General features: G+C 66.4%; 20 protein-coding genes and 1 tRNA gene. 1 reads left to right on the forward strand and 20 read right to left on the reverse strand.

Annotated features, from left to right (window positions below; genetic code table 11):
- Positions 1 to 536 precede the first annotated feature (536 nt).
- The 16 genes from VFV09_12290 to VFV09_12365 all read right to left on the reverse strand — a co-directional run bounded on the left by VFV09_12290 (position 537) and on the right by VFV09_12365 (position 15,959).
- On the reverse strand, positions 537 to 974 hold the full coding sequence (locus tag VFV09_12290) for a DUF1801 domain-containing protein (GenBank protein ID HEU4868492.1): 438 nt from the start codon (positions 972 to 974) through the stop codon (positions 537 to 539).
- A gap of 12 nt (positions 975 to 986) precedes the next feature.
- Positions 987 to 2,150 (reverse strand): hypothetical protein, encoded by a 1,164-nt coding sequence (locus VFV09_12295; GenBank protein ID HEU4868493.1) that lies wholly within the window; start codon positions 2,148 to 2,150, stop codon positions 987 to 989.
- A 62-nt stretch (positions 2,151 to 2,212) separates the two neighbouring features.
- Positions 2,213 to 2,926, reverse strand: a complete 714-nt coding sequence (locus VFV09_12300; protein HEU4868494.1) for a peptidylprolyl isomerase — start codon at positions 2,924 to 2,926, stop codon at positions 2,213 to 2,215.
- Positions 2,927 to 3,108: 182 nt separating this feature from the next.
- Entirely contained in the window at positions 3,109 to 4,047 is a 939-nt protein-coding gene (locus VFV09_12305; protein HEU4868495.1) for a Ppx/GppA phosphatase family protein, read from the reverse strand.
- Entirely contained in the window at positions 4,044 to 4,517 is a 474-nt protein-coding gene (locus VFV09_12310) for a DUF501 domain-containing protein (GenBank protein HEU4868496.1), read from the reverse strand. Before VFV09_12310 ends, VFV09_12305 begins: the two co-directional genes overlap by 4 nt.
- 43 nt (positions 4,518 to 4,560) lie before the next feature.
- Positions 4,561 to 4,926 carry a S1 RNA-binding domain-containing protein gene (locus tag VFV09_12315; protein HEU4868497.1) on the reverse strand — a complete coding sequence of 122 codons (366 nt, stop codon included), beginning with the start codon at positions 4,924 to 4,926 and terminating at the stop codon, positions 4,561 to 4,563.
- Between the two features lie 97 nt (positions 4,927 to 5,023).
- Complete coding sequence (locus VFV09_12320; protein ID HEU4868498.1) at positions 5,024 to 5,404, reverse strand: septum formation initiator family protein; 381 nt, start codon at positions 5,402 to 5,404, stop codon at positions 5,024 to 5,026.
- The gene (gene eno / locus VFV09_12325; GenBank protein ID HEU4868499.1) at positions 5,383 to 6,675 is read right to left on the reverse strand and encodes a phosphopyruvate hydratase; all 1,293 of its coding nucleotides are present in this window, start codon (positions 6,673 to 6,675) and stop codon (positions 5,383 to 5,385) included. The genes VFV09_12320 and eno overlap by 22 nt, the downstream gene beginning before the upstream one ends.
- Positions 6,676 to 6,911: 236 nt before the next feature.
- The gene (locus VFV09_12330; GenBank protein HEU4868500.1) at positions 6,912 to 7,619 is read right to left on the reverse strand and encodes a MazG family protein; all 708 of its coding nucleotides are present in this window, start codon (positions 7,617 to 7,619) and stop codon (positions 6,912 to 6,914) included.
- A gap of 9 nt (positions 7,620 to 7,628) precedes the next feature.
- Complete coding sequence (locus tag VFV09_12335; GenBank protein ID HEU4868501.1) at positions 7,629 to 8,738, reverse strand: peptidylprolyl isomerase; 1,110 nt, start codon at positions 8,736 to 8,738, stop codon at positions 7,629 to 7,631.
- Positions 8,735 to 12,070, reverse strand: a complete 3,336-nt coding sequence (gene mfd / locus VFV09_12340; GenBank protein HEU4868502.1) for a transcription-repair coupling factor — start codon at positions 12,068 to 12,070, stop codon at positions 8,735 to 8,737. Before mfd ends, VFV09_12335 begins: the two co-directional genes overlap by 4 nt.
- Positions 12,063 to 12,674 (reverse strand): aminoacyl-tRNA hydrolase, encoded by a 612-nt coding sequence (gene pth, locus VFV09_12345; protein ID HEU4868503.1) that lies wholly within the window; start codon positions 12,672 to 12,674, stop codon positions 12,063 to 12,065. The genes mfd and pth overlap by 8 nt, the downstream gene beginning before the upstream one ends.
- Positions 12,675 to 12,752: 78 nt before the next feature.
- Positions 12,753 to 13,415, reverse strand: coding sequence for a 50S ribosomal protein L25 (locus tag VFV09_12350; protein HEU4868504.1), 663 nt, complete (start codon positions 13,413 to 13,415; stop codon positions 12,753 to 12,755).
- Between the two features lie 46 nt (positions 13,416 to 13,461).
- Positions 13,462 to 14,469, reverse strand: coding sequence for a ribose-phosphate diphosphokinase (locus VFV09_12355; GenBank protein ID HEU4868505.1), 1,008 nt, complete (start codon positions 14,467 to 14,469; stop codon positions 13,462 to 13,464).
- Positions 14,469 to 15,878, reverse strand: coding sequence for a bifunctional UDP-N-acetylglucosamine diphosphorylase/glucosamine-1-phosphate N-acetyltransferase GlmU (gene glmU, locus VFV09_12360; GenBank protein ID HEU4868506.1), 1,410 nt, complete (start codon positions 15,876 to 15,878; stop codon positions 14,469 to 14,471). Before glmU ends, VFV09_12355 begins: the two co-directional genes overlap by 1 nt.
- A 10-nt stretch (positions 15,879 to 15,888) precedes the next feature.
- Positions 15,889 to 15,959 (reverse strand) — tRNA-Gln (locus VFV09_12365).
- A gap of 161 nt (positions 15,960 to 16,120) precedes the next feature.
- On the opposite strand from VFV09_12365, the gene VFV09_12370 reads away from it, so the two are divergent.
- A complete protein-coding gene (locus VFV09_12370; protein HEU4868507.1) occupies positions 16,121 to 17,332 on the forward strand; it encodes a class E sortase in 1,212 nt (403 codons plus the stop codon).
- 6 nt (positions 17,333 to 17,338) lie between these two features.
- Here VFV09_12370 and ispE read toward each other — a convergent pair whose 3' ends face one another.
- The 4 genes from ispE to VFV09_12390 form a co-directional block, all read right to left on the reverse strand.
- On the reverse strand, positions 17,339 to 18,244 hold the full coding sequence (gene ispE / locus VFV09_12375) for a 4-(cytidine 5'-diphospho)-2-C-methyl-D-erythritol kinase (protein ID HEU4868508.1): 906 nt from the start codon (positions 18,242 to 18,244) through the stop codon (positions 17,339 to 17,341).
- Complete coding sequence (rsmA, locus tag VFV09_12380) at positions 18,241 to 19,080, reverse strand: 16S rRNA (adenine(1518)-N(6)/adenine(1519)-N(6))-dimethyltransferase RsmA (protein HEU4868509.1); 840 nt, start codon at positions 19,078 to 19,080, stop codon at positions 18,241 to 18,243. Before rsmA ends, ispE begins: the two co-directional genes overlap by 4 nt.
- On the reverse strand, positions 19,074 to 20,123 hold the full coding sequence (locus VFV09_12385; protein ID HEU4868510.1) for a ubiquitin-like domain-containing protein: 1,050 nt from the start codon (positions 20,121 to 20,123) through the stop codon (positions 19,074 to 19,076). The genes rsmA and VFV09_12385 overlap by 7 nt, the downstream gene beginning before the upstream one ends.
- Positions 20,124 to 20,363: 240 nt before the next feature.
- Positions 20,364 to 21,053: a DNA alkylation repair protein gene (locus VFV09_12390; protein HEU4868511.1), complete on the reverse strand. Its 690-nt coding sequence runs from the start codon at positions 21,051 to 21,053 to the stop codon at positions 20,364 to 20,366.
- Between the last annotated feature and the right edge of the window lie 15 nt (positions 21,054 to 21,068).

Below are 21,068 nucleotides of genomic sequence, written 5' to 3' on the forward strand. Positions count from 1 at the left end.
TTGGGCTACGGGGGCGTCAGGCTCCTACCGATATTTCTACCTCTATATGTACTTGTTTGAGCGTGGCAGTTCGGGCACAGCAGCGCAAGGTTCTCCAGCCGGTTGTCGGTGTTTCGACCGTTGACATGCTCCAACTCCAAGGGTATGGGCTGTCCCCTCCACAAAGATCCCCCGCATCCTTCGCAAATCGGTTGCTTGAGGCCCTCCCGGAGAAGCCTCTTCTTGAGGTGCGATGATCTTGTGGTCGACCCATCCACCAGCACTTCAACAAGCGGCCGCGGCGGCCGAAGGGTAATTGACTGTCCCCTCGACCAGCCCTGTCCTCGGAAATGAGAGGTATCTAAATCCAGTTCGAGGATACGCGACTGAACGGTCTTGTAATTGCCTCCGGCAGGTCGCAACCCAATCGCCTTAAGCACTTGCGCAACGCTGAATGCTTCCGGAACGGCTGTTCTCAGGTCGTCGTCCGTGTACTTGCGCTGCATCGCCATGTACACAGCTTAGAGACGACCACTGACATTTTTGAGGCGACTCCGTTACCCCTCCACCGGCACCTTTAACGGCGCCATGATCGCCTCCGACTCCTTCAGGATCTTGCCCAGCACGTCGAAGTCGATGTGCTCGAACTTCTTGAACCGGATGCAGGACTTGCCGATGTCCGCCTTCGGCATCTGGTCCTTGAAGCGCTCGGCCACGTACTGCTCGCCGTCACCGCCGGTGGCATAGACCGAAATGTAGGCCTTCCGGCTCGACAGCCCGATGATCGAGGCTTCGCCCTCCCGGCCGGTGGCGTACTTGTAGTGGTATCTGCCATAGCCGATCAGGTCCTTGCCGTACATGTAGGGCTGAAGATCCGGGACCGTCTTACGGATGAACGCGTGGATCTGCTGCAGGTCGGACCGCCGGGGCTCTTCTAATCCGTCGATGTACGCCTGCGCTGCCTCTGCTCCCGAAATCGGATCCTCTCCGGTCAAACTGAGGTCAGGCTACTTCAGGTTGCCGAGGTGCTTCCAGATCGGGACACCGCTGGACTGGGTGGTGGCGTAGTCGTAGAAGCTGCCACCGATGCCCACCTGGTTGGTGGCGGCGACGTATCCGACCACCTCGGCCTCGGTGACGCAGTCGGCGATGCCGCCCACCGGGTGGATCGGCCGGTCCGACCCCATGTAGCTGCGGGTTAAGGAGACGACCTCCCGGATGTAGGCGTCGGCGTCGTACTGGGTGCCGCAGCCGCCGTTCTTTGCTTTGGTGACGGTCCAGTACGCCATGGGAAGCACCACGTCGTAGTTCTTGGAGATCTCCCCCCACGGGAAGCCGGCGTGCCGCTCGGGCGCCCTCAGGTTGTTCTTGGCGTCGTCCACGATGGCCCCGATGGTTGCGTTCGGTAGCTGGGAACGCAGCCGGACGCTGTACTCGGCGACGCCGGCGTTGTAGCGGGCGGCGCTTCCTCCGACCTCTTCACGGGTCTCGATGTCCGGGGCGAACCCGTCGAACTGGTGGCCGCCGGGTGTCTTGTGCTCAAGCACCACGAGGCTGCGGCGGATGTCCCGGTCGAGGTTGCCGAAGCCGGGAACGTACCACCCGACGACCTTCAAACCCCGGGCATGTGCGGCCTCCAGGAAGGTGTTGACCGCTCCGACGTTGACGATGTCGTTGGGGTCCTTCCAGCGGCCGGTCTGCAGATAGAGGGTCTTGACGCCGCGATCGGCCATCACGTTGACCGCTTCGGGAATGTTCATGGTGTCCCGGATGGCGTAGTCGTAGATGTCCACCCAGGCGCCGAACCCGCGGTAAGGGTCGATGCTTGCCGTGCTCCGGGGGGCCGGCGCCGGTGCGGGCGCAGCTTTCGGTGCAACCGGGGCGGCTTTGGGTGCCGCAGCAGGTTTGGCCGCCGCCGGTGCAGGCGCCGGAGGAGCCGGAGCCGGGGCGGGAGCGGGAGGGGGCGGAGGGGGAGGTTCGCGGTGCAGCGGAACCAGTTCGTCGTCCACGTCGATCACCTTGGCGGACCCGCCCTTCGCCTGGGCGATGGTCTCGGTGGCGTCGCCGACGGACGCGCTCTTGTCCAGCATCACGACCGTGAGGCCTGCCAGGATCAATATCAGCAGGCCGACGACGGTGGTCGACACGAGCGGCAATTTGTGGCGCGTCAAGCGCTCAGAGTGTTTTGGCATGGGTTGGACAGTCTAGCGGAGTTACGTCCAGTTACAACGGACTAGGGTTCTTTAATCTCAACCTTTTCAATCGTAACCGGGTTCACGGGCGTAGATTGTTCCCCGCCGGCAGGTCCGGAGGTCGGCACCGCGTTCAGCTTGTCCACCGTCTCGAGCCCCGAGATGACCTTGCCCAGGATGGCGTAGTCGGGCGTCAGCCGGTCGGCGGCGGCGTCGCTGGGGACGATGAAAAACTGGCTGCCGGCGGTTCCGGCCTCCTCGTCGCCGCCTTTTGCCATGGCAACCGTGCCCCGTACGTACCGAAATCCCTCAGGAATCGCGTCGACGGTCTTCGTGTCCGGGCCGCCGGTGCCGTTACCCGCGGGGTCTCCACCCTGGATCGCGAAGTCCTTGACTATTCGGTGGAAGGTGAGTCCGTCGTAGAACCCTTCCTTGGCCATGGCCTGGAACGCAGCTGCGACGTTGGGAGAGGTGTCGGTCGCCAGCTCGATCTCGAGAGGCCCTTCAGAGGTCGTCATGACGGCCACCGGCTTGGGATCGGAGGGGTCGGCGGGAGTGGCGCTGGCCGCAGGCTCCGGGTCGTCGCCGCCCCGGTCGACAAAGAAGAGGGCTCCGATCACCACGACTGCTGCCAGGACACCGAGGATGCCGGCCGTCCGGCGCTTCTTCGCCAGGGCAGCTTTGCGCTCCTGCTCGAGCTTCAACCTGCGAAGTTCCTTCTGGCGCTGGCGCTTGGGGTTCGGCACGTTGTTCATCTTCAGTGGCCTCCTGGGAGCAGCACTCGAAGCTGCTTCGATGTCTGGTTACCAATTTCGGGTGGCCGCCCACCCAGGACCTGCTCGCAAATCAGCAAGCACGGCTTTTAGCGGTTCTTCACCGCTTCCGATCGGATTCTACTGTGCCGCCGGTGTGATACGTCCCGGGGACAACGGTAACGTCATCCGGGCAAGCCCCGATCGTCCAACCGGCCCATCAGCTGGAGCACCAAACCGTCCAGGATGTCCTTCTCCGATACCACGACCTGATCGAAGCTCCACCTGGCCAGGATGCGCGAAAGGATTGCCGCGCCGGCCACGATGACATCCGCCCGGCCTTCGGGCAGGACAGGAATCCGGGAACGCTCGGCCAGGGACATCCGGGCCAGGTTGCGGTAAAGCGCATCCAGCGACTCCCGCCGCAGGCTGGTCTGGTCCACCGACTCCGGCTTGTATCGGTCCAGCCCCAGGTGAATGGCGGCCAGGGTGGTCACCGTGCCCCCGAGGCCGACAAACACCGCCTCGGAGCCGTTCTGGATCTGGGCGTCGGCCCGCGACAGAAGTTCGTCGATCGCTGCCTCCATGAACAGGATCTCCTCGGTCGCAGGAGGGTCGGAGACCAGGTAGCGCTCGGTAAGCCGGACCGAGCCGATGTCCAGCGAGATCCGGCCGGCGATCTCCGCCGACGGGGTCCCCAGAACGAACTCGGTCGACCCGCCGCCGATGTCGCACACCAGGCATTGGGAGACCGCCAGGTCGCCGGTGGCCCCCCAGAACGACAGACGCGCCTCCTGGTCGCCCGTGAGCGCCACTGCGGGGGATCCGGAGAGCTTCCCGGCGGCCTTGAGAAAGTCGGAGGAGTTTTGCGCATCCCGCACGGCGCTGGTGCCGGCGACCTGCACCTTCTCGACGCCGAACTCGCCGCAGAGCGAGCAGAACTCGGCGATGGCGGCCAGGGTTCGCTTCATGGCGACTGGCTGTATGACCTTGCCGGAGTCGACCCCTTCGCCCAGACGCGTGAAGGTCAGCCTCCTATCCAGCTCCCGGTAGCCGGTGCCCTGCGCCTCGGCGATCAGCAGCCGCGTGGTGTTGGTCCCGACGTCGATGGCGGCGACCCTCATACGCACGGCCTCGTCGGGTCGACCCAGCCCAGTTCTTTCAGGACCTCGGCGCCGACCGGGTTGTCGCCCTCGACCAACTGGTGCGCGGTGTGGGCGTGCAGGCACTTCACCCGATCAGGCCCGCCGCCGGGGTGGGCGGTGGGGCCGAGGGCATCCAACGCGTTCCGTTTGGTGACGTACGCCTCGGTCGACCGGCGCAGAGCGTCGTGAAACTCGGGGTCTTCGACCAGGCGCCGGTTCAGGCCGGCCATCCAGCCGCCCGACTCCAGCCCGCCGATGGCTGACGACAGCTTGCGGCAGCTGAGCCAGTAGAGAGTGGGGAACGGGGTTCCGTCGTCCAGCCGGGGATAGGTTTCCAGGACCTGCGGTTTGCCGCAAGCACACCGGCGTGCGACCTTCCACTGCCCGCGCGGGGCGCGGCCGAGCTGAGCCTTCACGGACTCGAAGTCCTGCTCCGGATCTGGGGTCACTGAGATTAAAGGGGCGACGGCCGGGGTTGGGCCATGCAGTTGATTACTGGCGCTTTGAGTCCCGCTGCCTCCGGACGTCGGCCAGGCGCTCCTGAGATTCACGCATGAACCTCTTGAGCTTGGCTTCGAACTCAGGGTCTCTTCCTGAGCGGGCTCGGGTGGACTGCTCCTCCCAGGAGGGGTCTGCCTGCTTGATGGACAGATCGATCTTCCCATCCTCTTTGATGGCGACAACTTTGACGTTGACCTTGTCGCCTTCCTTCAGATGCTCCTTGATGTCCTTGACGTAGTTGCGGTCTACCTCCGAGATGTGAACCAGGCCTGTTTCGCCTGCTCCAATCTGTACGAAAGCTCCGAAGTCCGCTAGACGCGTGACCGTGCCTTCGACGATTGCTCCTACTTCTGCCAATCAACCCCCTAAATTAGATGCTTCGTGAATGGGCAATAAATCAACCCTAATCGTACCTTGATACCGACATAGACGGCACTTTACGCCTGGGAGGCGCCTATTCGTTGCCGATCAGGTCCTTGATCCACTCGGCCGTGCGCTGCCGGATCCCCTGGGGCTCGGGCTCGACATCGGAGACCGGCTTCAGCGGAGCGGGGGCCGGAACCACCACGTAGGCGGTCTCGCCGGGGCGAATCAAGCCAAGCTGTTCGCGGGCCAGCTTCTCCATGTACGCGATGTCGCTCAGCCGGTTCAGCCGTCCGGTCAGCTCGTCGTTGCGCTCCTGAAGTGCCGAAACCTTGGCCTCGACCTGGGCCAGCTGCTCCCGCTGCTGGAAAGCCTGGCGCGCCGGGGCCACCCCGGTCAGGGCCAGCGCTCCGACCACCAGGCCGAAGGCGCCCATCCGGAAGCGGGCCTTTAGGTGTTTTGGCGGCGCCATCTGGGGAACGCGTCGGTGCCCGCATACCGGGCGTCGGGGCCCAGCTTGGACTCGATGCGAAGAAGCTGGTTGTACTTGGCCACCCGGTCGCTACGGGCGGGGGCGCCTGTTTTGATCTGGCCGGCGTTGTAGGCGACCGCCAGGTCGGCAATGGTGGCGTCCTCGGTCTCCCCCGAACGGTGGCTGAGCATGGAGAAGTAGCCGTGGCGGGCGCCGAGCTTGATGGTGTGGGCGGTCTCGGACAGGGTGCCGATCTGGTTGACCTTGATCAGTATCGCGTTGGCGGCGTTGCGTTCGATGCCAAGCAGGACCTTCTCGAAGTTGGTGACGAACAGGTCGTCGCCCACCAGCTGGACCCGGTCGCCCAGGGCCGAGGTGATCTGCTGCCAGCCCTCCCAGTCCTCCTCGTCCAGCGGGTCTTCGATGCTGACGATCGGGTACTTGTCGAGCCAGCCGCGGAACAGCTCGGTCATCTCACCGGAGTCGAGCGTGAGCCCCTCGCCGGCGAGGTGGTACCTGCCGTCCTTGAAGATCTCGGACGCTGCAACGTCCATGCCCAGGGCGATGTCCTCGCCCGGGGTGTAACCGGCGCCCTCGATCGCCTCGATCAGCAGGGAGATGGCTTCCTCGTTGCTGCCGAGGTTCGGGGCGAACCCGCCCTCGTCGCCGATGCCGGTGGACAGGCCGTTGTTCAGGAGCACCTTCTTCAGCACCTGGTAGACCTCGGCCCCCATGCGCAGGGCCTCGGAGAACGAGGCGGCGCCGTGCGGGACGATCATGAACTCCTGGATGTCGACGTTGTTGTCGGCGTGGGCACCGCCGTTCAGCACGTTCATCAGCGGCACCGGCAGCAGGTTGGCGTCGGCCCCACCGAGGTAGCGGAAAAGCGGCAGGCCGAGTTCGTCGGCTGCGGCGTGGGCGACCGCCATCGAGAGGGCGGTGGTGGCGTTCGCGCCGACCTTCGACTTGTTGTCGGTACCGTCGAGCTCAACCATGAGGCGGTCGATGGCCCGCTGGTTCGTGACGTCCATGCCGACCAGGGCCGGGGCGAGGACCTTGTTCAGGGCGTCGACGGCCTTGCTTACTCCCTTACCGCCGTAGCGGTCGCCGCCGTCGCGAAGCTCCATGGCCTCGAACTTGCCGGTCGAAGCGCCGGAGGGCGCAGCGGCCCTGCCGAAACCGCCCAGGTCGGTGAAAACTTCGGCCTCGACCGTGGGATTGCCCCGGCTGTCGATTATCTCTCGTCCTATTACGGCATCAATCATGGCCAAGTTATAACTCCTTTAACAGCGCCCACGGCGCATATCGACTGTCGGCCCGCCCGGCCCGGCCCGTGGGAGGGGCGTGCCATGGGGGTTGGGTTCGGCGACGGGCTCCAAACGTTGGGACCGGCGGAAAGCCGAATCCAGCTTCAATTCGGTCCTGGGACGCCAACCGGGAATTGCGATGAACCTACAGCGTAGTTGAGAAAGGGCAGGGGCGAGTGCAGGCCGATCGGGAGTGGGGGCTATTCGACCGGAGCGCCGTCCTGGGCCGTCTGCATCAAAGCGTTGGATCGTCGCCTTAGGGCCCCCTCGGGGTCGATACCGGCGCTCCCGGCCAGGGCCACAACCTCCATCAGGAGATCGCCCACGGATTCCTCCGTAACCTCACCGCCCAGCGCCTCGGACAGCTTCGCCAGCCGCTCCGGCGAGGCGTCGAACTCGTGGCCCACGCCGGAAACCCTCCGCAGGACCTTGTGGGCGTACACCAGGGCGGGCAGGCCCTTGGGGAGGCCCTCGTCCAGCTTCGTCCGGCCCTTTTGCGCCTTCTTCAGCGTCTCCCAGTTCGCAACCACGTCGGCCGAGCCGCTCACCTGCACGTCACCGAACACGTGCGGATGCCGGTCGACCAGCTTCTTCACCAGGCCGTCGACGACGTCGCCGATCTCAAACCGGCCGGTCTCGGCTGCGATCTCGGCGTGGAACACCACCTGCAGCAGAAGGTCGCCCAGCTCCTCCTCCAGGTCGTGCATGTTCCCCGAGTCGATGGCGTCCAGCGTCTCGTGCGCCTCCTCCAAAAGGTGGACGGCCAGGGACTGGTGGGTCTGTTCGGCGTCCCAGGGGCAACCCCCGGGGGCCCGGAGGCGGGCCATGATGGCAACCAGCTGCTCGAAAGCCGGTCCGGCGCGCTCGGCCGCTCCCTGGATCGGGGTCGATGCGGCTCCTGAAGTCAAGACGGGGGGTTAGGGGGCTGCTGGCGGAGCGGCGGGCGGCTGTACGGGGTTGCTTGCGCCCTGGGCCTGCTTGGTGGTCTTGGGCACGACCGACTGCGTGATCTGGTCGAAGACCCCGAGCTTCGGGTTCACCTTGACCTGCGAGCCCTTGACGGCGTCGATCAGCCACTCCTCGAAGGCGGCGTTGGCCTTCTGGGTGGCCAGAGCGTTGGCGATCTCCGGCTTGGCCTCCTCGAACGGGCGGCCCACCGCAATCAGCTTCAGCACGTGGAAGCCGAAGGGGGTCTGGACCGGCTCCGAGATGTCGCCCGGGTCGAACAGGCTGAACGCAGCCTCCTCGAGCTCGGGAACCACGTCGCCCCTCGAGAAGAAGTCCAGCTCGCCGTTGCGCTCCTTGCTCACCGAGTCGACCGAAAACTCTCTGGCCATGGCGCCGAAGTCGTCACCGTTGCGGGCCCGCTCGGCGATGTCCTTGGCCCTCTGCTGGTCGGCGGGGCTGACCGCGCAGGTGCGCTTCTCGGCGTCGAAGTTGCCGCAGACGACGATGTGGGCGATCTTGACCTGCTCGTCGAACTGGGACTTGTTGAGCTCGTAGTACCGCTCGACCTCCTGGTCGGTGGGTTTGGCGTTCTTGCCGACGGTGTCACGGACCCGGGCAAGGATGCTCTCGTTCTCCAGGAAACCTCTCAGCTCCCGCTCGGTCAGGCCCTCGTCCTTCAGGGCCGCCTTGAAGGCTTTGTCACCGTCGAAGCCGGCCTTGACGTTTTCGAACCGGTTGTCGATGTCCTCCTGGTCGGTGGTGATCTTCATCGTGCGGGCCATCTGCAGGCCGACCTCCTGGCGGATCAGCTCGCCGAGGATCTCGCGCTGGGCGTCCAGCTTGTTGGTGTTGCCCTCCGGTCCCTTGAAGACGTTGGCGGTGGAGGGGTCCTTTACCACCGACGACAGGCGGCCGTTGATCCGGCTCTCGGGGATCTTCTCGCAGTTGATCGCGCCGCAAACCACGGCGGCAGTGGGTGCGAAGTAGCTGCCCTGCTCGTCGAGGGTCGTTTCGCCGCCGCATGCGCTGAGCAACAGCGCGGCTAGTAGCACGAGGGAAAGCTGGAGTTTGGGTCTCACTGGGGGTCGAGAATATCACGGAGCGTATCGAGAACCCACCGGGGCGTGTCGGCCGCCGGGACGTTCAGCAGCAGAGTCCCGGAGACCTCTTTGTAGACCGCCGTCGGGTACTTGCGCCGCAGGCGAACCTGCTGGGAGTCCCTCAGCTCGGGGATGGGCCGGAGTTTCATCAGGCCGTTGCGCACCCCGGCTTCGGTGATTCCCTTTTCGGCGAGGTACGCGCGCAGCTCGGCGACCACCAGTAGGGTGCTGAGCGGCTTGGGGACGGGACCGTACCGGTCGGTGAACTCCTCGATGAGGGCGACGACGTTCTCCGGCGCCCGCACCTGCTCGATCTGGCGGTAAGCCTCCATCCGCAGCGACTCACGCTGGATGTAGTCGGCCGGGATGTAGGCGTCGGCCGGGATGTCGAGCTTGATCTGCAGCTTGGGCTCGGGCGACCGGCCGGTGAGCTCGGAGATGGTCTCGGTCATCATCCGCATGTACAGGTCGAACCCCACGGCGGCGATGTGCCCGGACTGCTCGGCTCCCAGCAGGTTGCCGGCGCCCCGAAGCTCCAGGTCTCGAAGAGCGATCTTGAAACCGCTCCCCAGCTCGGTGAACTCGGACAGGGTCTTCAGGCGCTCGTGGGCTTCGGCGGTCAGGACCGTCTCGTGGGGGTAGAAGAAGTAGGCGTAGGCCCGCTCCCGGGAACGTCCGACCCGGCCCCGCAGCTGGTACAGCTGCGACAAGCCCAGCAGGTCAGCCCGCTCGACGATAAGGGTGTTCATCGCCGGGATGTCCAGGCCGCTCTCGATGATCGTGGTGCAAACCAGGACGTCCACCTTGCCGTCCCAGACGTCGACCATGACCTTTTCCAGCTCGCCCTCGGTCATCTGCCCGTGGGCGATCTCCACCCGGGCGCCGGGGACGAGCGATGCGATCCGCCGGGCGGTGGCTTTGATCGAGCTGACCCGGTTGTGGACAAAGAAGACCTGGCCGTCCCGCGCCAGCTCGCGCCGGATGGCGGCGGTGACCATGCGGGCATCGTAGTCGCCGACGAAGGTCATCACCGGCCTTCGGTCGGTGGGCGGTGTGTCCATGAGCGAGAGGTCCCGGATGCCGGTCACGCCCATCTCCAGGGTCCGGGGGATCGGGGTGGCGGTCATCGTCAGCACGTCGACGTTCTCCCGCAGGTGCTTGATCTTCTCCTTGTGCTTCACGCCGAAACGCTGCTCCTCGTCGACCACGAGCAGGCCGAGGTCGTGGAACTTCACATCCGGCTGCAGCAGGCGGTGGGTGCCGACGACGACGTCAACCTTGCCGGCGGCCACCTCCTCCAGCACCGCCGCCTGCTGGGCGGTCGTCAGGAAGCGGGAGAGCTGGGCGACCTTCACCGGGAAGCCGGCGAAGCGCTCCGAGAAAGTCTGGTGGTGCTGCTGGGCGAGGATCGTGGTCGGCACGAGGACCGCGGCCTGCTTGGAGTCCTGAACCGCTTTGAATGCGGCCCTGACGGCAACCTCGGTCTTGCCGAAGCCGACGTCGCCGCAGACCAGCCGGTCCATGGGGATCGGCTTCTCCATGTCCTCTTTGACCGCGTCGATCGCCCTCTGCTGGTCCGGCGTCTCCATGTGCGGGAAGGCGTTCTCGAGCTCGGCCTGCCAAGGCGTGTCGGGTGAGAACCGGAAACCCTCGGAGCGGATGCGGGTGGAGTACAGGCGGATGAGGTCCTTGGCGATGTCCTGCACCGCCTTCTTGGCCTTGGCCTTCGACTTCTCCCACTCGCCGGTGCCCAGGCGGTTGAGGCGCGGGGACTCGCCGCCGGTGTACTTGGTGATGGCGTCGAGCTGCTCGGTCGGCAGGTAGAGCTTGTCGTCCCCGGCGTAGCTGATCACCAGGTAGTCGCGGCTGATCCCCGCGACCTCACGCGTCAACATGCCGTGGTACCGGCCGACGCCGTAGGTGTCGTGGACGACGAAGTCGTCGGCGGCCAGCTGGAGCAGCAGAGCCGAGGCCCGGGCCGGCGCTTGCGGGCCCGACGAGACGACCGGCCGGCGGCGCCCGAACAGGTCGTTCTCCCCCACGACGGCGACCGGCGATCCGTTCGGGAAGTTGAGAAGGAACCCCCTGCCGACCGAGTGCTCGCTGAGAACGCCCTTGCCCAGCCCCGGCTCCGAAATGGGGAGGCCCAACCCGTTCTCGGCCAGGATCTGCTGCGCCCGCGGGGCGCTCCTGCCGGCGGCGACGACGACGCTGCCTCCTGCGGAAAGCACGTCGTTCAGGGCGGACGCCAGCCGGTCGACCCGGCCCATCTGCTCGTCCCAGCCGGTGACGTCCAGGTCGAGACCCTCCTCACCCCGGCCGTAGGCCCAGAGCTCGACGGTGACGGCGTCCTCGATGATCTGCTCGAGGGGCACGAACAGGCCTGCGGTTTCCGGTGCGCCCCAGGAGGCGGCCTGCTCCATGAAGTCGGCGCTGCGGTCCCGGATCTGCTTCGGGTCGCAGAGCACCAGCTTCGCCCCCTCGGGCAGCAGGTCGGTGATCGGCTTGAGAGGCCCTGCCAGTACCGAAAGGTAGGCCTCCATACCGGGGAAGACCACGCCCTCGGCAATCTTCGTCAGATCCCCGTGCAGCTCCGAGCCCTCGGGGGCCTGCTCCAGGAGGTGGGCCGCCCTCGTCCGGACGGCGTCGTCGAGCCGCAGCTCCCGGCACGGGGTGATCTCTACCGACTTCAGGTGGGCGCCGCTGCGCTGGCTGGAGACGGAGAAGCTTCGGAGGTCGCTGACTTCGTCGCCGAAGAACTCGGCCCGGACCGGGTCGTCGGAGTCGGCGGGGAACACGTCCAGCAAGCCGCCGCGAACCGAAAACTCGCCCGGCCGCTCCACCAGGTAGTTGCGTTCGAAACCGTAGTCGACAAGGCGCGCGACGGTGTCTTCCAGCGAGACCTCGGACCCGACCGACAGGTCGATCGCATCGGCCGGCGGCTCGGCAACCCCCTGGACCAGCGCCCGCACCGAGGTGACCAGTACCTTCGGCGAGTTTCCGGCAGCCAGGTCCCGCAGCACCTTGATCCGGCACCCCATGGTCTGCAGGGTCGGGGACATCGCCTCGCCGGGCAGCACCTCCCACGCCGGGAACAGGGCCACCTCCGACGGGTCCATCCACACCTTCATCGCCTCGGTGAACATCTCGGCGTCCCGGCTGCGCGGCAGCACGACCAGCAGGACCGGGGCGCGGCGGGCGAGGCCCGCCACGGTGAAGGCGCGCGCCACCTCGGGCACGCCGCCCCCGCCCTGATCCGCCAGCTCATCCAGCAGTCCGGAGGGATCCCAGGCCTTCAGCAGGTCATTCATCGGTGCTCTTCGATACCCCCGTCGAGGTGTTGAACTTGTTCATGGTGGTCTCCAGCCCGGAGTGGACCAGTGACAAAGCCGCTTCACCGGCCCGCTCCTCCAGCGCGAACAAATCGAGCGCCGCGGCCTTCGACAGGGGCTCCAGCACGAAGCTCGCCGGCTCCTGGAACGGGTTCGGGGGCCGCCCCACCCCGATGCGCACCCGGTAGAAGTCTTTAGTACCCAACGATCGGGCGACCGATTCAATTCCCTTGTTCCCCGCGCTCCCTCCGCCTATCTTCACCTTCAGGGCGCCGGCCGGCAGGTCGATCTCGTCGTGCAGGACCACGATGTTCTCCGGGGGGACCTTCTTCAGTTTCGCCAGCACCGCCACCGCCCGGCCGCTCTCGTTCATATAGGTGGAGGGGCGCGCGAGGTAGACGCGGACACCGTCGGAGGTGACCTCGCCCATGGCGGCCACCGAACGGGTCGAGCGCATCCTGACGCCGAACTTTTTGGCCAGCTTCTCCACGGCACGGGCGCCGGCGTTGTGCCGGGTGTACTCGTACTTGGTGCCGGGGTTGCCGAGGCCAACCACCAGCCAGGCGGATTCCGCGGAAGACATGACTTGGTCCTTGGAGGAGTTGAACCTTGAGAAGGGGGGCGTTACGGGGTCCAGCTTAAGAGAAAGGCCGTCAAAGCCTTAAGACTCGTCGGAGCCTTCGGAGGATTTGGAGGTTTCCTCGGCTTCTGCCTCGGCGATCTCTGCATCGGTGGGCACCGGAGCGATGCCGGTGAGCTCCTCCTCGGTGACGACCCTGGGCTCGATCACTGCGGCGATCATCTCTTCGCCCGGCGTCAGGATCTCGACTCCGCTCGGAGCCTTGACGTCGCTAACGTGGACGGTGTCGCCGATACCCATGCCGGAGATGTCGATCTCGATGGAGGTGGGAATATCGGTGGGGACGGCCTCGACCTGAAGCTCGTGCATGTGCTGGTCGAGCACTCCACCCTCATGGACTCCGTGCGAGTCGCCGACCAGGTGCAGCGGTACCTGAGCCTCGATCTTCTGGTCACGGGCGACGTTGACGAAGTCGACGTGAAGGATGGTGCCCCGGATGGGGTGGCGCTGGACCTCACGGGCAACCGTCAGGCGGGACGTGCCCTCGACGTTCAAGTTGATGAGGACGTTGCCTCCGGCCTCGGTGTGCAGAGCCTGGCTCATTGCCTTGGCGTCGACCAGAAGGGACACCGGATCGGCCGAGGGGCCGTAGAAAACTGCGGGGACCTGACCGGACGCGCGGTAGCGGGAGGCGGGGCCTTTACCCGTCTCAGTGCGCGGCTTTACATCCAGTGTGATCTCCATGAGCTACGAGTGTACCCGGTAAAACCGAGTCTCGCTCCTGTCCGCTTTAATCAAGACCACCCAGCCCCCGCTCCGGCGGACTGGCCTCCAGGTGCTCGCCCTGGAAGATCTCCGAAACCGACTCGTCCTCGAAGACCGCCTTGATCGTCGAGGCCAGGATCGTGGCGATGGAGAGAACCGTGATCTTGTCGGATTGCGCCTCGAGTCCCGAGGGCAGGCTGTTGGTCACGATGACCTCTTTCAAGGGCGAGTCTTCGATCCGCTTCATCGCCTCCCCGGAGAAGATCCCGTGGGTCGCGACGGCAATAACCTCCTTGGCGCCGTGGTTCATCAGCTCGACCACCCCGCCGCAGAGCGTGCCGGCGGTGTCGATCATGTCGTCCACGACCAGGCAGATCTTCCCCTCGACGTCGCCGATCAGCCCGGCGGTCTGGCTGACGTTGCGAACGTCGGTCCGCCGGCTCTTGTTCATGACCGCGATGTCGGCGTGCAAATGCCGGGCGAACTTTGCGGCATGCCCGGCCCGGCCGGCGTCGGGGGCCACGACCACCAGGTTGTCCGGGTAGTTCAGCTCAACGTACTTCGACAGGATCGGCAGGGCGGTCAGGTGGTCGACCGGACCGTCGAAGAAGCCCTGGGTCTGGCCGCTGTGCAGGTCGACCGTCAGCACCCGGTCGGCGCCGACCGCCGCCAGAAGGTCCATGACCACGCGGGCGGAGATCGGCTCCCGGGCCAGCGACTTGCGGTCCTGGCGGGAGTAGCCGTAGAAGGGGATGACTGCGTTGATGCGCTTGGCGCTGGCCCGCTTCAGTGCGTCGATCATGAACAGTTGCTCCATGATCATCTCGTTCACCGGGTGGCAGTGGCTCTGGACGACGAAGGCGTCGGTGCCGCGGACGGACTCGTGGAAGCGGACGTAGACCTCACCGGAGGCAAACCGGCTGACCTCCACCTCTCCCAGGCGCATTCCCAGGTGTACCGCTATCTCCTCTGCCAGGTCCGGGTTCGACGTCCCGGAGAAGATCATCGCCCGCTTCTTAACGGAAATCTGCATTACTCCTGCTCCAGCTTTCGTTTCCTAAAAGGCCTGGCGGGGACACCGGCAACGATCTGCCCGTCTTCGACATCCTTGGTGACCACCGATCCTGCGCCGGTGCCGGCGTTGCGCCCGATCCGAACCGGGGCTATCAGGGTGGTGTTGGTGCCGGTGAAGGCGCCGTCCTCCACCACCGTCGGAGACTTTACCTTGCTCTCCGTATCGTAGTTGGCGGTGATGGTTCCTGCCGCGATGTTGACCCCTTTCCCTATCTGGCCGTCGCCTATATAGGACAGATGGGGGACCTTGGAGCCCTCCCCGATGGTCGACTTCTTGGTCTCGACGAAGGTCCCCGCCTTCGAGCCCGCCTCCATACGGGTACCGACTCTGAGCGACGCAAACGGCCCGACCGTTGCACCGGGGCCGATGTGCGACTCCTTGACCACCGCAAACGTCACCTCCGCCCCGTCGGCGACCACCGAGTCGACCAGCCGGGTCGACGGGCCGATCAGGCAGCCCTCCCCCACCCGGGTCCTGCCTTCTATAAAGGTGAGGGGCCGCAGCACCGTGTCCGGCCCGACCTCGGCGCCGACGTCGACGTAGGTGGTGTCGGGGTCCTCCACGGTCACTCCGGAGGCCGCCAACTCGGCGATCTTGCGCCTCCACAGGACCTTTGCGGCCGCCGCCAGCTGCAGCCGGTCGTTCACGCCCTCTATCTCCGCGGCATCCGGGGTGGAGACCGAGCCCAGGCCGCTGCCGTCCCGGGCAATCACCAGCGCCGCCTGCGGCAGGTAGTACTCGCCCTGGGCGTTGTTGTTGTCGATCCGGCCGAGCGCATCGAACAGTTCCTCCTGCTCGAAGCACCAGATGCCGCTGGAGACCTCGGCGACCTTTCGCTGCTCCTCGGAAGCGTCCTTCTCCTCGACCACGTCGAAGACCTCGCCGGCGGCATCCCGGAGGATGCGGCCGTACCCGGCGGGGTCGGGGACCGTGGCGGTCAGAACGGTGGCGGCAGACCCTTTGAGCCGGTGGGCTTCGGTGAGGCGGGCGAGCGTCTGGGTGGTGACGAGCGGGCTGTCGCCAGACAGAACCAGGACCGTGCCGTCGAAGCCGGCCAGGGCGTCCTTGCAGCGTGCAACCGCATCGCCGGTGCCCAACAGCTCGGTCTGGTGGACGAAGACGGTGTCGGGAAAATGCTCCTCGATGTAGCCGGAGACCCGGTCCGCCCCGTTCCCGATGACCACCAGCACCTGTTCGACGCCGGGCAGGGAGTGAGCCGCCGAAAGGACGTGGTGCACCAGCGGCAGGCCTGCTGCTCGGTGGAGCACCTTCGGAAGGTCGGAGTGGAAACGCTTCCCGGCGCCGGCCGCCAGGATCACGACCGACAGCTTAGGAGAATCGGGTTCGGGCGGGTTGGGCGGCGGCATTGATCTCACGCTCCGGGACAAGGATTCGAACCTTGACTAAGGGATCCAAAGACCCTGGTGCTGCCATTACACTATCCCGGAATAGGCGGGTGGACGCCCCTCCCCTACATTTAACACCGTCGTCGCCTGCTTCCGGCCAACTAAGGCGATTGACCCCGCTGTGGGAAAAAACTACTCTCGTTAGAGTGCGAGAGGTCTCGGAACTGGCTTTATCCAGGCGGCGGTCACCTTGGAACCTGTTGATGGCTTCCCTTGGCTATATCGGCGCGGGCACCCGGCGCCTCCACCTACCGGACATGCGGATGCCGTACATCGGGCTCCCGCATCGGCTCCGGTTCCACGTCCCCCACGCCCGCGGCCTGATTATTTCGGCGTTGCTGCTTGGGATGGTGGTCACCATCGCGTCGGCCACCGGGCTGCTTGCCCTGCACCGAACCGACGCGGTCGAGGAGGCCGCCCAGGAGGCGTTGCGCCGGCAGTTCATCTCGGGCCTGGTGGCTTCTCCGCTCCAACTCGAAAGTCAACCGGCCGCCGAGGGCAGCGTCCCTGCGCCGGTTCAGTTCGTACCAGAGCAACCCGCCCCTGTACCCGGCACCCCGATCGCCCGGCTGCAGATCCCTGAGCTGGAACTCGACAAGATCGTCGTCCAGGGCACCGGCACCTCCGAGCTTCGAATGGGCCCCGGCCACTACCCGGGAACGGTGATGCCGGGAGAGGGTGGAACCTTCGGCGTCGCCGGGTACCGGGCCACCTACGGGGCGCCCTTCATGAAACTCGACAAGCTGAAGGCAAAATCCCTCATGTACGTCACCACCTCGGAGGGCATCTTCGTCTACCAGGTGGCCGGCCGGCGAACCGTCGCACCGAGTGAGAGCTCGTTCCTGGAGTCGGACGGCACCGAGCGGCTGGTGCTCACCACAACCGCCCCGTCGGTCGACGACAGCAAACGCCTCGTGGTGATCGCGGAGCTCAGAGAACACTCGGGCCGGGCCAAGGCACCGGTCCAGCTGCCCGCCGGGGAGCCCGGCGCCGGTTTGACCGAACAAGAGCAGATCATCGACACCTTTGAGCTGAACCCTCTGGGCCGCCTGGCCGCCACCAACGTAACTCCCAGCACCCCGGTGGCGCCGCCCGCCCCCCCGGCCCCGGCGCCCGCTCCTGCACCCGCTCCGCCGGCCGACCAGGCACAGAACCCGGCTCCGGCGCCTCCTCCGCCGCCTCCCCCACCTCCCCCGGCGCCGGTTGCGCTGAACCCGCCCCCGGCCTCCGCGCCACAGCCCGCACCGGCTCCGGCACCGCAACCGACGGGGCCGGTACACCGGAGCCTCAACCCGTTCGCCCCGGCGTGCCGGAACGGCTACGACGACGACGGAGACGGACTTATCGACTACCGGTCACTGGACGGCGAGCGCCAGGACACCGGGTGCAACGGCGAGAACGACGACGACGAGTAGCGGGCGCTAGCCCTCCAGCAGCTCGGCTCCAGCGGTAGTCCCCGAAACGACCTCCACGCGCTGGAACGCGCCGGCGGCACCTGTGGCCACCTCTTGGGCGTGCGCCTCGTCCCGGCAGAGCCCGATGATCGCGGAGCCGCTCCCGGTCATGATCGCCCCGAGGGCTCCGCTGTCGGACATCGCCCGCTTCAGCACCTTGAGTGACGGCATCAGGTCGAACGCGGCGATCTCCAGGTCGTTCGCCAGGTTGCCTGCGATTGCTTCGACGTCGCCGGCGGCCAGCGCGGTGATCAGCGCAGCGGCGCTGCCCGCCGGCCGGCCGTTTCCGGACGGGCGGCCCCCGGTGGGGACCATCTCGTCGTAGTGCTGGTAGACCTTAGGCGTGGAGAGGGCGCCTTCGGAGATACCCAGGACCCACCACAGGGTGGCCGGGCTCTCCAGAGGACTGAGGACGTCACCGACGCCGGTGGCCAGTGCCACCCCTCCCTTGAGGCAGAAAGGAACGTCGGCCCCGAGCCGTCGGGCCAGCACGTCGACGTCGAGCGACCCCGCGCACTCCGGCCCCTCGAGGCGGGTCAGCCCCACGAGGGCGGCCGCAGCGTCGGCGCTGGCTCCTCCGAGCCCGGCCCCGACGGGAATCCTCTTTTCGACTGTGATCGACGGGCGCTCGGCACACTTCAGACGTGCGGCGGCGACGGTGCGCTGGACGATGTCCGGTGCGGCCGGAATCGGCCCGTCCAGGCCGTCGGCCCACTTGATGGCCACCTCGGAGTGCTCCGCCGGCTCGATGGTCAGCGTGTCGCCGAGGCTGATCGACTGCATCACGCTCTCCAGTTCGTGATAGCCGTCGGGCCGCCGGCCGACGACCGCCAGCCACAGATTGACCTTGGCCCGGCCGATAGTCTTTATCACCGCAGCTCCCTCACCAATCCGGCGAACTCGTCCAAGCCCAGGGCTTCCGCCCGTGCGCCGGGGTCGACCCCCGCCCGGGCGAGGGCCGCCTCTACCTCGCCCACCTCCATGTCGAGCCCGGATGCAAGAGTATTCCGAATTGTCTTGCGCCTCTGGCTGAACGCCGCACGAACCACCCGCATGAGCTCCGGGCCCCCGAGGTCCGCCACCGGCTCACGCCGAGTGAGCCGGACCAGCAGCGACTCCACCTTGGGCACCGGCCAGAAGACCGACGCCGGCACCTTGCCCAGCAGCTTCGCCTCCGAGTGGTACGCAACCAGCAGGCTCACCGCGCCGTAGGCCTTCGATCCCGGCGGGGCGACAAACCGCTCGCCGGCCTCCCGCTGCACCATCACCACGAAGTCCGTGATCTCCGGCCGCTGCTGCAGCAGGTCGGCGATCAGAGGGGTGGCGATGTTGTAGGGCAGGTTGGCCACCAGCCGGTGCGGCCCCCCTGCAACCAGCGGAGCGAAGTCGAGGTCCATGGCGTCGCCGACCACCACGTCGACGTTGTCGGTCCCCTCGAGGACCTCCTCCAGAGCAGGGATCAGCCTCCGGTCCAGCTCGATGGCGGTGACGTGCTGTGCCGCCTCGGCCAGCCCGAGAGTGAGGGTCCCGACGCCTGCGCCGACCTCGATGATCCTGTCCTCCGGTGCGATCCCGGCCAGCCGGACGATGCGGCGGATGGTGTTCTGGTCGATTACGAAGTTCTGGCCGAGAGCCTTCGTGGGAACTATCCCGTACCGCCGTGCCAGCTCTCCGACGTCCGCAGGGCTTAGAAGCCTGCGGCCTACCACTCGACCTTTACGTTCAGCACGCCCCGGGAGGTCGGCGAGAGCTGGTTGAACGCGGTGTCGGACAGGTCGATGACCCGGCCGTCTATGTAGGGGCCCCGGTCCCGGATGGTGACCGTAACCTGCTTGCCGTTGGCGACGTTGGTAACCCGCACCACAGTGCCGAAGGGCAGCGTCCGGTGGGCGGCCATCAGGCCGGGCTGGTGATACCAGGAGGCTTTTCCGGCCTGGTTGTGGCTTGCGGCCTTGAGGGTCGGGCGGTTGGTGCCGACCAGGGTGACCTCGGGCGAGGGCTCCCTAAGGGTCTTGGCGCCGAGGAAGGTTCGTGACTTGACCTTGCCGTCCTCGTAGAGGATCCGGTACGAACTCTCGCGGATGCCTTCGACACCGGGCTTGGACACCTTGCGGATGCCCAGCTCAAGTTTGTCGCTCTGCTCGGTCTGGCGCTTGAAGCCAACCTTGGAGTGGAGCTTCTCGACCGCCTGGTTGACCCGGACCACCTTGATGGTGGAGCCCTCTGAGGGGTAGGCCAGGATGCTCGGCTCGACCCGGTCGTACGGTCCCAGGACCACACCGAGCTGGCGCAGCAGGCCCCCGGCCGTCAGCACGTTCGTGCGAACCGGCTGGGTCTTGCCGTCGAAGACGACGGTGGCGCCCACGGACTGGGCGACGACGATCTCGTCGCCGGGGTCGACCGGGGTGCTCGGAGCCGGCGCGATCAGCGCTCCGCGGGATACCACGGAAAGCTCTTTGAGAACCTCGTCGACCGTGCGGCCGGTCACCCGCTCGGTCTTGCGTTCGCCGTTGACCACCAGGACGACGTCCTTGGCCCGCATGACCTCGATCCGGCGGCCGGGCGTGAGCGGCGCCCCGAGCCCGGGCAGGACCTTGTCCGAAGGCCCAATGGCGACGCCGGCCCGGGTGAGGGCGTCGCCGACCGTGGGGGCGAAGGTCTCTATGCTGCGCTCGGCGCCCCGGTCGAAGACCGTGACCGTCTTTTGCGCCTGGAGATAGAGGGTGCAGCCGGCTGCGAGACCAAGCGCCACGGCAGCGCGAATAATCCCGCGAAATACATTGTTTCTGACAGGTTCCGTGGTGTACTGCAGCGAAACGAGGTCAATGATTTGGGCATCGGAATCCCACCTGGGTGGGTATTCGGGCGCGAAATCCCAATCGCCTGGCCGGGGAAGTCCGGATGCGCGCGGGGCGGGGGAAGCGTTTGCTCTGCTTGCCAAGAAGGTGAAACTAACAGGGTGCCTGCTCCGCGGGCAAACTGAGGCAATTCCCTAACCTTTGGCCTTCACCGTTAGCCGCTGCTGAACCTGCGGGCTGCGAAGCTCCTTCAACGCATCGGAAGCCACCCAGTGAGCCCCTTGGCAATCCATTGCGGCGATGCGTTCCGCAGCCGATATCGCCGCCTCGTTCAGCGCCGGGTTGCGTTTGCCGATCTGCCTCAAAGCCCAGTTCACGGCCTTTCGGACGAAGTTCCGGCGGTCGCAGGACTCCCGCTCGATCACCGGCAGAAGAGCGAGCAGCCGGTCGTCCGCCGCCCGCCGGTCGTGGACCGCAATCCCGGCCATGAGGCTGAACCCGGCCCGCTTCACGAACTCCTCCTCGCGGCCCGCCCACTCGAGCGCCTTGGCGTACCGGTGCTCGGTCCGGTCGAACAGGTTGCAACAGGCAGCGTCGACCACCTCCCAGGAGGCAAACTCCGCCGCCCACGACTCCATCTGCTCCGGCGTGACCTGCTGAGGGTCGTCGACCAGTGACGCGAGGATGCGGGCCTCCCGCACCCCGGAGTCCCAGAGGCTCTGAGCCAGTGCGTGGTCCTTGCCGATTTCCCGCGCCAGCGGGCGCAGCCGGGTCATCGAGATGCCGAGGGAGTTCGAGGTATCGATGCCGAACCGGGCCTGGCCGGGAAGGTTCGACGGGTCGGCCATCCCACGAAGGCGGCTCATGGTCTGCTCGTAGTCCACAGTCTCAATATAGGC

Source organism: Actinomycetota bacterium (assembly GCA_035759705.1).
Lineage (GTDB): Bacteria > Actinomycetota > CADDZG01 > JAHWKV01 > JAHWKV01 > JAJCYE01.

Excerpts from the sequence above, each read along its gene's own strand:
- VFV09_12300 (HEU4868494.1), bottom strand. The coding sequence starts at position 2,926 with ATGAACAACGTGCCGAACCCCAAGCGCCAGCGCCAGAAGGAACTTCGC.
- VFV09_12305 (HEU4868495.1), bottom strand. The coding sequence starts at position 4,047 with ATGAGGGTCGCCGCCATCGACGTCGGGACCAACACCACGCGGCTGCTG.
- VFV09_12320 (HEU4868498.1), bottom strand. The coding sequence starts at position 5,404 with ATGGCGCCGCCAAAACACCTAAAGGCCCGCTTCCGGATGGGCGCCTTC.
- mfd (HEU4868502.1), bottom strand. The coding sequence starts at position 12,070 with ATGAATGACCTGCTGAAGGCCTGGGATCCCTCCGGACTGCTGGATGAG.
- pth (HEU4868503.1), bottom strand. The coding sequence starts at position 12,674 with ATGTCTTCCGCGGAATCCGCCTGGCTGGTGGTTGGCCTCGGCAACCCC.
- VFV09_12350 (HEU4868504.1), bottom strand. The coding sequence starts at position 13,415 with ATGGAGATCACACTGGATGTAAAGCCGCGCACTGAGACGGGTAAAGGC.
- VFV09_12355 (HEU4868505.1), bottom strand. The coding sequence starts at position 14,469 with ATGCAGATTTCCGTTAAGAAGCGGGCGATGATCTTCTCCGGGACGTCG.
- glmU (HEU4868506.1), bottom strand. The coding sequence starts at position 15,878 with ATGCCGCCGCCCAACCCGCCCGAACCCGATTCTCCTAAGCTGTCGGTC.
- VFV09_12370 (HEU4868507.1), top strand. The coding sequence starts at position 16,121 with ATGGCTTCCCTTGGCTATATCGGCGCGGGCACCCGGCGCCTCCACCTA.